This is a genomic window from Marinobacter sp. L-80, assembly GCF_056859395.1.
Genome location: NZ_JBSXOI010000061.1, coordinates 184,095 through 196,476, shown reverse-complemented (window position 1 = coordinate 196,476; position 12,382 = coordinate 184,095). Strand labels below are relative to the sequence as shown.

General features: G+C 58.4%; 12 protein-coding genes. 8 read left to right on the top strand and 4 right to left on the bottom strand.

What is annotated here, in order from left to right; all coding sequences use genetic code 11:
* Genes AC13E3_RS09590 through AC13E3_RS09580 form a run of 3 tightly spaced genes read right to left on the bottom strand, consistent with a single transcriptional unit; the run spans position 1 to position 3,150 of the window.
* On the bottom strand, positions 1-1,155 hold the full coding sequence (locus AC13E3_RS09590) for a helix-turn-helix domain-containing protein (protein ID WP_092031508.1): 1,155 nt from the start codon (positions 1,153-1,155) through the stop codon (positions 1-3).
* Positions 1,146-2,495, bottom strand: a complete 1,350-nt coding sequence (locus tag AC13E3_RS09585) for an ATP-binding protein (protein WP_092031511.1) — start codon at positions 2,493-2,495, stop codon at positions 1,146-1,148. Before AC13E3_RS09585 ends, AC13E3_RS09590 begins: the two co-directional genes overlap by 10 nt.
* The gene (locus tag AC13E3_RS09580) at positions 2,485-3,150 is read right to left on the bottom strand and encodes a response regulator (protein WP_092031514.1); all 666 of its coding nucleotides are present in this window, start codon (positions 3,148-3,150) and stop codon (positions 2,485-2,487) included. Before AC13E3_RS09580 ends, AC13E3_RS09585 begins: the two co-directional genes overlap by 11 nt.
* Positions 3,151-3,314: 164 nt before the next feature.
* On the opposite strand from AC13E3_RS09580, the gene AC13E3_RS09575 reads away from it, so the two are divergent.
* From AC13E3_RS09575 to AC13E3_RS09540, 8 genes are all read left to right on the top strand, one after another.
* Positions 3,315-4,619 (top strand): ferredoxin reductase family protein, encoded by a 1,305-nt coding sequence (locus tag AC13E3_RS09575; protein ID WP_092031516.1) that lies wholly within the window; start codon positions 3,315-3,317, stop codon positions 4,617-4,619.
* 76 nt (positions 4,620-4,695) lie between these two features.
* Positions 4,696-5,088, top strand: coding sequence for a PepSY domain-containing protein (locus tag AC13E3_RS09570; protein WP_482901951.1), 393 nt, complete (start codon positions 4,696-4,698; stop codon positions 5,086-5,088).
* 71 nt (positions 5,089-5,159) lie between these two features.
* Positions 5,160-5,630 (top strand): DUF2271 domain-containing protein, encoded by a 471-nt coding sequence (locus AC13E3_RS09565; RefSeq protein ID WP_092031727.1) that lies wholly within the window; start codon positions 5,160-5,162, stop codon positions 5,628-5,630.
* Positions 5,631-5,652: 22 nt separating this feature from the next.
* Positions 5,653-7,881: a PepSY domain-containing protein gene (locus AC13E3_RS09560; protein ID WP_482901950.1), complete on the top strand. Its 2,229-nt coding sequence runs from the start codon at positions 5,653-5,655 to the stop codon at positions 7,879-7,881.
* A 190-nt stretch (positions 7,882-8,071) separates the two neighbouring features.
* Positions 8,072-8,905, top strand: a complete 834-nt coding sequence (locus tag AC13E3_RS09555; RefSeq protein WP_482901949.1) for a metal-dependent hydrolase — start codon at positions 8,072-8,074, stop codon at positions 8,903-8,905.
* A 110-nt stretch (positions 8,906-9,015) separates the two neighbouring features.
* A complete protein-coding gene (locus AC13E3_RS09550; RefSeq protein WP_482901948.1) occupies positions 9,016-9,966 on the top strand; it encodes a DegV family protein in 951 nt (316 codons plus the stop codon).
* A gap of 139 nt (positions 9,967-10,105) precedes the next feature.
* Positions 10,106-11,140: a hypothetical protein gene (locus AC13E3_RS09545; protein WP_008170543.1), complete on the top strand. Its 1,035-nt coding sequence runs from the start codon at positions 10,106-10,108 to the stop codon at positions 11,138-11,140.
* 56 nt (positions 11,141-11,196) lie between these two features.
* Entirely contained in the window at positions 11,197-11,835 is a 639-nt protein-coding gene (locus AC13E3_RS09540) for a LysE family translocator (protein ID WP_482901947.1), read from the top strand.
* A 73-nt stretch (positions 11,836-11,908) separates the two neighbouring features.
* On the opposite strand, the gene fdxA is transcribed toward AC13E3_RS09540, so the two are convergent.
* Entirely contained in the window at positions 11,909-12,232 is a 324-nt protein-coding gene (gene fdxA / locus AC13E3_RS09535; RefSeq protein WP_008170541.1) for a ferredoxin FdxA, read from the bottom strand.
* Between the last annotated feature and the right edge of the window lie 150 nt (positions 12,233-12,382).

The following is a 12,382-nucleotide window of genomic DNA, read 5'->3' as shown; positions in this document are numbered from 1 at the left end:
TCACGATGAGGGTTGGGTGCGGTTGTTGTCGTTGCGAGTGTGCATGCGACGGAAATCGCTGGGGGTCAGACCAGTGTTGTTTTTGAAAGCCGTATTGAAAACGGACTTGGAATTGAAGCCGGAATCGTACATCACCTGCAGGATGCTGGAAGTGTCCGAAGGATCGGCCAGTCGACGCTTCGCTTCCTGTACGCGGTAGCTACTGACAAATTCGAAGAAATTGCACCCGAACCCCTGGTTTATCGCTCGGGAGACCTCTCTGGGGTGGGCTCCGACTTTTTGAGCGAGCTGCTCCAGCGTAAGGTTCGAGTAAAGATAGGGTTTATCCTCTGCCATAAACTGTGCCAGTTTCTGTTTAAGGTGCTGATCAAATTCAGGAACTGTGGTGTCGTCCAGCAGCGCAGCCTGGTCGGCTGCCAGCCCCGTGAAAATTACCGGCTGTCGAAGCGCATTAACCATCAAAAAGTTGATAAACAGAAACCCGGTAACAGCGCCGGCCCCTGCCACCCAATCGGCGCCCGGTGCGCTTTTGAAGACATGGGCCGTCATGCAGTAGAACATACTGACTGTCCAGGCTATTGCGTAGCCAATCAGAAGTAGTCTTAACCATGAGAGCTGTTTGTTTTCGATACTTGAAAAGACCTGTCGCAGGCTGAGGCCGAAGCGGTTGATGGTGCGAATGGTGGCGTACAGGTACCCGAGGAAAACAGCGTGAATGGCAACAGCGAGCAGAGGCGAGGTCAACACGCCCGGATGATCGCGTTCGTTCAGAATGCGGAGTTTTTCGCCGGTTGGCTGCAAATAGTACTCGATCAGGAAAATGGCACCGACGACCCAGAACAGTAGGGTGTGAACGAGATGCTCCTTACGCAAGCGGAAATCCTGATACATCAGAGCCCGGGTGTATAAAAAGAGCGTGCCCGCCTGCAGTAGCCCGATAAGGGTGCCGAGGTACGCCAGATTGGGGTGTGCAAGCGCCAGTCCGCTGCTGTAGAGAAAAATCTCTCCAAGCCCGGCCGCGAAGAAAACCAGTGTCGCAACAAGAAGCTGGTTGCTTACCAGTCGATTATTGGGTGGAAGCAATAAGAATGTGGCCAGACTCAGCGCCTGAATAATACTGGTCAGCAGAATGAGGTCGGTCAAGGTCAGGTACACTGGCCAGAATCCCTGCCGGCATGGGTTACATTGATGTCTGCTTCGAAACCATCCGCCCGTCCGGTTGCCGGCGAGCGCAAATGCAGGGTCATACCAGCACCCGAAGCAATGGCATCGGCTATGGCGAGTCCCAGGCCGGAGCCGGCGGACTTGGTGTCGTAGCGGGAAAACCGGTTTCGCAGCAGGGTCAGTTGTTCTGGAGGCACGATGTCGCCTCCGTTGCAGACTCTCACGCTGCCATCGTCGGTCATGATTATGTCGACGGGCTGTTGCATGGAGCCGTGCTTCAGAGCGTTTTCGATCAGGTTGCGGGCCAGAATGGCAAAGGCATCCGGATCCAGGAAGGAGTTCACTTCATGGTCCGGCAAAGTCAGGCGAATCCGGCCAGGCGCCAGAGGTTCAAAGTCGCGGGTGATCATCGCGAGTATCGGCACAAGGTCATGCGGTTTTTGTGAAAGTGCGCCTCCGCCTTCGGCCTTGGCAAGTTCGAGCAGCTTGCCGGACAATGTGGACAGGCCATGCAGCGCCTCTTCGATCTCGGCCACATTCTCTCTCAGGCGGTTATCCTCAAGCTGTGTTTTCAACCGTTGCACTTTGGCCAGCGCCGTGGCCAGTGGGGTGCGCAATTCGTGAGCGCTGTTGGCGGTGAAACTCCGTTCTGCGTCAAGCGCGCGATTCAGCCGCTCCAGCAGCCGATTGACGGCAACCGCTGTTGGTTCGAACTCTTCAGGGAGCGCGTCTTTGTCCACGGGTGAGAGGTCGCTGGCTCCCCGGGCTTCGATCGAGTGCTGGAATTCGATCACCGGGCGCAGGGATAACCGGACAACCCACCAGATCCCGAACAGGCTGACCGGAATCAGGACAATCAGCGGCACCAATAGAGCCAGGCCAGCTTCCAGCGCGGCTTCGCGCCGGTGGGCCAGGGGTTCGGCGACTTCAATGTAGAGGGTGTCGTTGACCGCCGAAGCAACATAGATGCGATGGGTGGTGGTATTGGTGAAACCTTCGCGGGGCAGTTCCGCGAAGATATCGGGGTTGGCATCGTGGGACTGCAGCAGAAGGTTGCCCTGGCGATCCCTGACCACGTAGGTGAGGTACTCGTCATGCTCTTTCAGTGCAGGAGCGGTTTGATTGCCGGTAATGGTATCGCGATTCAGGATGTCGGTAACGGCCAGCGGCAAAATGCGTTGCGCAGTTTCCTCAAGGGCGCTGTCGAAGACTTCGTTCATTTCATGCTGCGCCACCAACCCGGACGCGGCAACGCCCAGCAGCCACAGGAGAGTGGCTCCCAGGGTGAGGCCAATGCCCAGGCGTTTTTGCAGGCTGCGGTTACGACTCATGGGTTTCCAGACGGTAGCCCATGCCCCGGACCGTTACGATGGCATCGCGCCCCAGCTTTTTTCGCATACGGCTGACATAGACTTCAATGGTGTTGCTCTCGATTTCCGCCCCGAAGGCATACAGCCGATCCTCCAGTTGCTGCCTTGAAAGCAGCATCCCGGGTCGCTGGATAAAGCCCTCAAACAAGGCCCACTCGCGGGCGGTCAGTTCCACCGGTTGACCATTGCGCTGGATGCGGTGATCGCGAAGATCCACCTCCAGGTTACCCACTTGGATCCGCGGATTCGGGTTGCCTCTGTAACGACGGGCGACGGCAGCCACACGGGCGGACAGTTCGGACAGATCAAAGGGTTTTATCAGGTAGTCGTCGGCACCGGCATTCAGTCCCTCAATGCGGTCAGATACCTGGTCCCGCGCCGTGAGAATAATCACCGGGGTGCTGTTTCCGCTGGCTCTGATGGTTTTCAGAAAATCCAGGCCATGGCCATCCGGGAGCATCAGGTCGAGAAGAATCAAATCGTAGGTGGTGGTTCGGAAGCCTGCTTCAGCAAACCTCAGTGACTCCACCCAGTCCACGGCATGGCCTTCCTCGGTGATCTGATCCCGCACGGCCTCGCCCAGGCCCACGGTATCTTCCACCAGCAATATCCGCATAGCTCACCTCTGATGCAATTTCCGACGAAGATACTACAGCCAGAACCTGACGGCAGCCTGAAAAGTCAAGGATCGGCCCTGTTTTCTGATCCGCTTCAGCTGGCTGTCAGGTTCCGGCGCTAGCCTGATCGTGACGATTCCCGGAACTGATCAGAGGAGACACCATGATCCGGCTGATATTACCTTTCATTCTTGTGGTTACCGGCCTGTGGGCATGGAGCCTGACAACATCGGGCGGGGCCTGGTCCGTCTATGATCAGGGCCTCTTGCTCAGCGGCTGGTTATCCATCGCCTTACTGTCCCTGACCATGATGCTGGCCCTACGCCCGGCCTGGCTTGAACGACCCATGGGTGGGCTGGACAAGATCTACCGAACCCATAAATGGGCGGGCATTCTTGCGGTGACCTTCGCGGCGGCTCACTGGTTGATCGAGATGGGGGACGATGTCATCGAATCAATCTTCGGTGGAGCCAGTCGACTCGAAGACCAGCACGATTCGGGGTTGGTCGAAGCCATGCGAGATGCGGCAGAAGAGGTGGGCGAGTTTGCCATTTACCTGTTGTTCGCCATGTTGCTGATTACCCTGTTGCGTAAGTTCCCCTATCGGTACTGGCGGTATCTGCACCGGGCAATGCCTGCGCTTTACCTGCTGCTCGCGTTCCATGCTGCCTGGCTGGCCCCGCTCGACTGGTGGCAGCAGCCTATCGGTTGGCTGATGGCAGCCCTGTTATCAGGTGGCAGCCTTGCCAGCGTGCTTTCACTGGCCGGAAGAGTCGGTCGGCATCGTCAGGTGCAGGGCACTATCTCAGCCATCGATACCCCGGAACCGAATATCACCGAGGTGACTTTGGACCTGGGCCAGGCCTGGCGGGGGCATCGGCCCGGGCAGTTTGCCCTGGTGACGTTCAACAAGCTGGAAGGCTCTCATCCCTTCACCATTGCCAGTGCCGATGGTGGTGATGGCCGCGTCACTTTTCTGATCAAGTCTCTTGGCGACTTCACCCGCAACCTTGCCCATAAGATCAGGGTGGGTCAGCCGGTGACCGTGGAAGGTCCCTACGGTTGCTTCGATTTCAACCGAAGAAATCGCAAGGCCCACCAGATCTGGATTGCCGGCGGTATTGGTGTCACGCCGTTTCTCGCCTGGCTCGAAGCGGCGAGTGCCGCCAACCAGCCCGAACCCGAAGCGGATTTGCATTACTGCACCCGCAACGCGGGCCAGGACCCGGTGGTAGAGCGGCTTCAGGCCCTTTGCCAGGACTTTCCGGGCATCAAGCTGCAGATTCACGACAGCAGCATGGGGGAGAGCCTTTCGGCAGAAGCCTTGTCTGCCAGTAAGTCCTCGGGTGCCAGGGCCGAAGTCTGGTTCTGTGGCCCGGCAGGACTGGGGCAGACCCTGGAGCGGGGATTGCGGGCGGCACCGTTGCGTTTGTCACGCTTCCATAAGGAAGCCTTCCAGTTCCGTTAATCATTTCCGGGGCGTTCAGGCCAGTGTCAGGTCTGCGCCCCAGAATAGATGGTGTGGACTCAACAGGAGACATCCGATGAAAACCAAACCTGTGATTATCAGCCTCGCGCTACTGTGCCTCAGTGCGCCGGTGCTGGCGGACGATGATTGTGATGACCCGATGACTGACTGGCAGCCACGGGAGCAGTTGCGTCAGAAACTGGAGTCAGAAGGCTGGACGGTTTACCGCATCAAGGTGGATGACGGTTGTTATGAAGTGAAGGGTATGGCCCCGGAAGGTTTTAGTGCTGAGGCATCGTTTGCACCGGCTACTTTCGAGCTGATGGATCTGGAGCGGGAAGACGATGACGACGAAGACGATAACAGAGATGACCGAGGTGACGGCCAGGCCCGGGACAAGGCTCGGGCCGATCGTCCGGTTCCCCGTAATGGCATCGTCAAGGGGCGCCCGACAGTGACCGTGGAATAACCCCCCATTGTTTTACCCGCTGTTTCTGTAATTCAACGTGATACCGGAAGTACGGTATGGAGAGGTACGGTATGAAAAAGATTCTTCTTGCTCTGGGCCTGGCTGTCTCAGTCGCCTTGCCCGCTCTTGCTCAGGCTCGTGAAGTGACCTTCACAACCGAGTTACTCGACTACGGCGGAGATGGCGCCTACATGGCCCTCTACCTGACGGATGCGTCCGGTGCGTATCAGGGAACTCTCTGGGTTGCCGGCAAAAAGTCCAAGTACTACAAGCATCTGAGCGGCTGGGCCCGTGGCAGCAGGCTGGACCCCGCAGAATACGACGGGCTGACGGGCGCCAGCATCACCAGCGGCCGAACCCTGAAAATCACCCTAGATCTTGATGACACGCTGATTGACAGCGGCCACGAAGTCCTGGTCGACACCGCGGTTGAGGATATGCGGGACAACCGGGCCGATGTGTCGGTACCGCTGACCACCGAGGGCGCGGGCAAGCCGGTCTCCGGGCGGGGTTACGTTCGCTCGTTCCGCTACGATTTTTAATGGTTAGCCAGGAGCAAGTTTGATGTTGCGTAAATTGCACGGTCTGCCCGGTCTGTTTGCGGTGGTGTTTCTGGTGACACTTGCTGTTACCGGTTCAATCCTGGCCCTCGCGCCGGCGTTAGACCGGGCCGGCGCAGTGGTTCCGCCTGCCGGTGAGGCCAGCGTTGCCCAGCTGGCAGGACGGGTGGTGGCAAACTACCCGGGTACTGAACAGATTGTGCGTGACCTCTCCGGCCAGGTGGTCGTTTACTACAGCCGGGATGGCCAGGCCGGGGCGGATCTGGTCAACCCGGTGACCGGCGAGCGTCTGGGAGCCTACCAGCCATCGGCGTTCTTTGTATGGATCAGGGACCTGCACCGTTCGTTCCTGCTGGATACACCAGGGCGGATGGTAGCGGGCATCTCGGCCGCGTTGATGTTGTTTGTCTGCCTATCGGGCATGGTATTGCTGGCCCGTCGGAGCGGTGGCTGGAGAGCATTGATGCGGCCGTTGGCCGGCACCGGCAGCAAACGGGTTCACGCCGAAATGGCCCGGCTGGCGGTTTTGGGGCTGTTGCTGTCGGCACTGACCGGCAGCTTCATGTCAGCCCAGCGATTTGGCCTGATACCCGAGGCCTCCGATCTGGGGCCAGGTTTCCCGGCAGAGGTTTCCGGGGGCCAACCCCGTCCCGTGGATCGGCTTCAGGCGCTCTCACAGGTTGATCTTAACGATCTCCGGGAACTCGTGTTTCCCTATCCGGATGACCCTCAGGATGTGTACTCCCTGACCACCACTGGGGGCTCCGGGTTCGTTGATCAGGCTACCGGCGAGCTGCTGCAGTTCCAGCCCCGGTCCACCGGCAGCATGGTCCAGCAATGGATCATGAGGTTGCATACCGGTGAGGGCCTCTGGTGGCTGGGCCTGATCCTCGGTGTGGCCGCGCTGGCCGTGCCGGCACTGTCGGTGACCGGAACGATCATCTGGTGGCAGCGGCGCCGGTTGTCGTTACAGACCCAGGACAATGCCGCTGCCGCCGAGGCCGACGTGATTGTTCTTGTGGGGTCGGAGGCCGGTGCTACTTGGGGCTTTGCCCGGGCATTGAAGGCGGGCCTGACCAAGGCGGGATATCGGGTACATTGCGCGGAGATGAATGCACTGGCGCATTCCTATCCAAGGGCCGGCATGCTGTTCGTGCTGACCTCCACCTATGGTGATGGTGATGCGCCGGGCTCTGCCGGGCGATTCATGGACCGACTCCGCGACTTCAGGGCCGGAAGCGCGCTGAAATATGCCGTACTGGGGTTTGGTGACCGTCAGTTCCCGAACTTCTGCCGGTTTGCTCTGGAGGTCGATGAAGCGCTCGCCGGCAAGGGGCTGAGCCGGATACAGCCCGTTGAACTGATTGACCGCTGCTCCGCTGCCCGGTTCAGCGAGTGGGGTGACCGGCTTGGCACTGCGATCGGGGCTCAGCTTTCCCTGAGCCATGATCCGGTCCCACCGCGCACCTTCCGGCTGGAGCTTGCAGGACGTGTGGATTACGGGCTCGCAGTGCAGGCACCGACCAGCATACTGCGCTTCCGGCTGGCAGACGCGGGGCAGAGATGGCGGTGCTGGTTTTCCCGGTCTGGCCGCAATAGCCTGCCAGTGTTCGAGGCGGGTGACCTGCTTGGCATCCTGCCGCCACAGGAGGGGCAGGATGCGCGGTTTTACTCATTGGCTTCGTCGGCCAGTGACGGTGTGTTTGAGATCTGCGTTCGCAAACAGCCCGGTGGCCTTTGCTCCGGTTACCTGCATGGCCTGAAACCGGGTGACAGTATTGAGGCCTTCATTCGCCAGAATCCGGGGTTTCGCCCGGCCACTGGCACAGTGCCCGTCATTCTGATTGGTGCCGGTGCGGGGATCGGCCCGCTGACGGGATTTATCCGGAAAAACACCGCCCGTAACCCCATGTACCTGTACTGGGGCGGGCGAAGTGCGAATTCGGACTTTCTCTATCAACCGGAACTGGGACACTACCTTGAGGATCGCCGGCTAACGGGGCTGAGTACCGCGTTCTCAAGATCCGATGAAAGGGCCTACGTGCAGGACAGGCTCCGGCAGGATCAGACCGCCTTGCAGCAGATGATTGATACCGGTGCCCAGGTTCTGGTGTGTGGCGGCAGGGACATGGCCGCCGGGGTGAAACAGGTTTTCGAGGAGATTCTCAGGCCCTTGCGCATGGATGTGGATCAATTGAGAGCGGAAGGCCGGTATCTGGAGGATGTTTATTGAGTGGGGGATTCTGCCTGAAGACAAAGAGCTGACAGGTGTGTGACAGCTTGTCATATTGTGACAAGTTGTCTGATTTGCTCTAGGACAGCCTTCCTGTTTGAAGTCAGGCAGAGTTACACTCACAGATCTGGTCAAAGAACATCCGTGGTGAAAAACACATAGAACAAAATGCCGATGACAGGAGGCCGCCATGACCATCAGCTCCACGCCAGAGGGGGTGTCTGTTGAGCCGAGACACATGCGGTTCGATGTGAGTGAAGATCTGAAAACGCTCTGGCACGGCAACGATGCCTTCCGGACCGCGTTTTTCAATGCCCTTTCCCTGCAGTTCCCTGATGGCGAACAGCAATTCATTAATGCCGTGCGACTCTATCGGGACCAGATTGAGGATCCCAAGCTGAAAGCGGAAATTCGCGGCTTTATAGGCCAGGAGGCGCTGCACAGCCGGGAGCACAAGAGCTACAACGAAGCTCTGAAGGCGCGGGGCTATGATATCGATGCCCTCGACCGGCGGTTCGAGAAGCATATGGCGTGGGTTGGCAAACTTCCGCCGAGCCGGCAACTGGCGGGCACCTGCGGTGCCGAGCATTACACGGCGGTACTGGCCAACGCCATCCTGAGTCACCCCGAATGGATCGAAGGGGCTACCCCGGCCATGGCAAAGCTCTGGCGCTGGCACGCCATCGAGGAAACCGAACACAAATCCGTTGCCTTTGATGTTTACCGGGAATGTGTCGGCAACGAGCGGCTGCGCCGGATCGTCTTCCTGTTTGTGACCTGGAACTTCTTCAAGTACACCTTTTTGAATACCTGTAGCCTGCTGAAGGCCGATGGCAAACTCTGGAGCCTGCGCACCTGGGTTGGCGGGTTTAATTTTCTCTGGGGCAAGCCCGGAGTGCTCCGCAAGTGTCTGCCGGAATTCCTGGCGTATTTCCGTAAAGGCTTTCACCCCTGGCAGCAGGATAACCGCGAACTGCTCGAGCAGAATCTCCGTGAGCTGGATATGACATCGGCAGCACGATAGGGCCGGGTTGCTGAAATTCTGATCGCGGTGTGTAAAACTGTGCGGCACAAAGAATAACGACAATAAAGGGGGCTTCCGTTCGAGAAGCTACCCGGAGCTGGAGGCCCACCATGCGAGTTGGTTTGATCGTCGATTCTGCGTGCGACTTACCCTATGAGTTCAGCCGCAAGCACGACCTGTTCGTGCTGCCGGTAACCGCTGTAATCGATGGCCAGACCTACATAGACAAGCATGATCCGGTTCGGACCCAGGAGTTCTATCAGAGCGGCCTGTTGCAGAAAAGCCATCAGGCGGAAACCCGCGCCTTCACCGCAGAGCAGATACACGATCTGTTCATGGAGAAGATCGTCACCCAGTTCGATATTGCTATCTGCGAGACGGTCACGAAATCCCGAAGCCTGATTTTCCAGAATGCCACCGAGGCTATGAACAGTGTCCTGGCGAATTACGAAGGTGCGCGGGAGGCCGCCGGTCGTGATGGCCGGTTCTTTATGCGTGTGATCGACAGTAAACAGATTTTTGCCGGCCAGGGCCTGCTGGCAGCCCACACGCTCAAGCTGATCGGCCAGAATGTGTCCAAGAATGCCCTGCGCCATGAGGTGGAAACCTTCAGCGACAAGATCTACACCTGCGTCATTCCGAGGGATCTGCACTACATCCGTGAACGGGCACGGCGTCGTGGTGACAAGAGTGTGTCGGCGCTGGTTGCCTTCCTGGGCAAAGCACTGAACATTACGCCGGTTATCTTCGGGCAGGGGGCCGAGGGCCAGCCTGCGGCCAAAACCCGGAGTTTCGACGTGGCCGTGGAAAAGGTGATGAACTATGCCGCTGCCCGTGTCGAAGCCGGGCTTCTGACACCCTATGTAAGCCTGTCCTGTGGTCTTACCTGGACGGAGATCGAGGATTTGCCCGGGCTCAACCGACTGCGCGATGCTTGCGAACGCAATGGTGTGGAACTGCTGCTCTCCCAGATGGGGATTACCAGCAGCATCTACGTTGGCCCCGGCAGTCTTTGCCTCGCACTTGCAGCGGAACCCCACACCTTCAACGATTTTCAGTAACTCCTTCTCAGAGTGCGTGACTGAATCATACTGGCCCGGCCGCGCCTCTCCACCTGTAGTTTTGGCAAACCTGCCAGCGTTTCGTTCGTGTTAGCCTCTGGCCTGTGTGTTTCATTTCTTCAACAGGACAACTGACGCCATGACCAAAGGCAAAACGGATCTCGCCAACCAACTGCTTGAGCAGCATGTGAAACATGAGCTGGCTTCGCTAAAGGGCGCAAAGCTGCGCAAGTTCCTGGAGCAGGAGCTCGATGAGCTCTGGCATTATGCCGGCGAGATAACCCTTGGCCGGATAACCTCGGAAGAGCAGGTGATGGGCGTTATCCAGCGTATCGTTATGGACATGGAACTGGATGCAGGCATTCCGGAACTGGCTGCGGAGATGGCCACCGAGGTGCTCAATGCCGATGTGCAGTCAAAGACCACCCTGGGCGAGATCATCACCCGCGAACAGGCCACGGGCTTTCTGGAGGAAGCTCTGGAGCTCCGGCAGCAACGTGAACGGGTGATCAGCGAGATCATGGCGCACCCGGTCTATCAGGAGCTGGTGTCCAATGTGGTGTACCACGGCCTGGTGAACTACCTGTACGAGGATAACCTGATCACCAAGTCTGTGCCGGGCGTTGGTTCGATGATGAAATTTGGCAAGCGGATGGCCAACCGGGCGGTGCCGGGGCTGGATGAAACCTTTGAGCGTCGACTGAAAGCCTGGTTGTCTGACAGCCTGCCCGGTTTGATCAGCCGCAGTGAGCAATTCCTGCACAGTGCCCTGTCTGATGAGGAGCTGCGCGACAGTGTGATGGCCGCCTGGGTGTCTTTGGAGGATCGCACCATTGCCGAGCTTCACGAGGGGCTCGGAGACGTGCAGCTGCAGGAGTTTGTGGTGCTTGGCTATGAGTTCTGGCTGCAGTTTCGCAAGACCGGATACTTTGAGAACTGTGCCCGGGCCGTGGTTTCCCACCTGTTCGACAAATATGGCGAGCGCCCGCTTACAGACCTGCTGGGCGATATGGGGGTAAGCCGTGAGGTTGTTATGGCGGAGATAGATGCCTACGCAATTCCGGTTATAGACGTGTTACGTGAAGAGGGCTATGTTGAGGCCCTGGTTCGTCGGCGGCTTGCGCCATTTTACAAGTCCGCCGCTGCGCGTAAGATTCTCCAGCAGGAGGCCTGAGTCTGAGATTGTCGGCAGGGCCCCGGGGAAGGTTTCGTTCAGGATTTTGAGAGGGCATGACGTTGATATCGGATCTGTTCTGGGCCTATCTGGTTGCCATTACATTGCTCACCATCACGCCCGGTGTGGATACCCTGCTGGTGATGCGTAATACCGGCCGGGGCGGTTTGCGGGATGGGTGCGTGACCAGTGTCGGCATCTGTAGCGGCCTGTTCATTCATGCCACGCTCTCGGCGCTGGGCATCTCCCTCCTGTTGGTGGAAACCGCCTGGGCATTTTCTGCATTGAAGTGGGCCGGCGCTTGCTACCTGGTCTGGCTCGGCATCGGTTCGTTGCGCCAGGCCCTTCGCCGGGGTGACGCGCCTGCGGCAAAGGACGTAGCGGTCGCCCGCCGGAAGGTTGGCTTGGCGGTGTCCTTTCGTGAGGGCCTGCTATCCAACGTTCTTAATCCCAAAACCGCCCTGTTCTATATGGCTTTGCTACCCCAGTTTGTGGATCCCGTCGGTAACGCCTTTCAGCAGTCCCTGATGCTGGCCGGGGTGCATTTCCTGCTGGCCATGCTCTGGCAGTGCGGTCTGGCCTGGGTGGTGGTCACCTTCCGGAGTCTGGGTGTGAATGCGCGGATGAAGCGGATGCTGAACGGCCTGACCGGCGGGTTTTTCGTAGCCATGGGGGCCAAGCTCGCCAGTACCTGACCGTTTCTGATGCTCTTCGCACAAAGAAAAAGGGAAGCCGCAGCTTCCCTTTTTCCGTTTCAGCTCTGAAGTCTTACTTTTCCAGATACTGCAGCTTGTTCGGCTTGCCATCCCACTCTTCGGCGTCGGGCAGCGGGTCTTTCTTTTCAGTGATATTCGGCCATTTTGCGGCCAGATCAGCATTCAGCTCTACAAACTGGACCTGATCGGCGGGCAGCTCGTCTTCCGAGAAGATGGCTTCGGCCGGGCACTCGGGCTCACACAGGGCGCAGTCGATGCATTCGTCCGGGTCGATTACCAGAAAGTTTGGGCCTTCGTAGAAGCAGTCTACCGGGCAGACTTCCACGCAGTCCGTATATTTACACTTGATGCAGTTATCAGTAACGATAAACGCCATAGTCAGATCCCTGGTCCAGTGGTCGGTCAGTCTCATCAGGAGCGCCTTCGGGCGCCACCGTTATATTTTGGTGCGCGATATTGTAGGGAGCGACCCGCACAGCCGCAAGCATTGGGCTGCTATAACCTTATTACACAGATCAATTTTGCG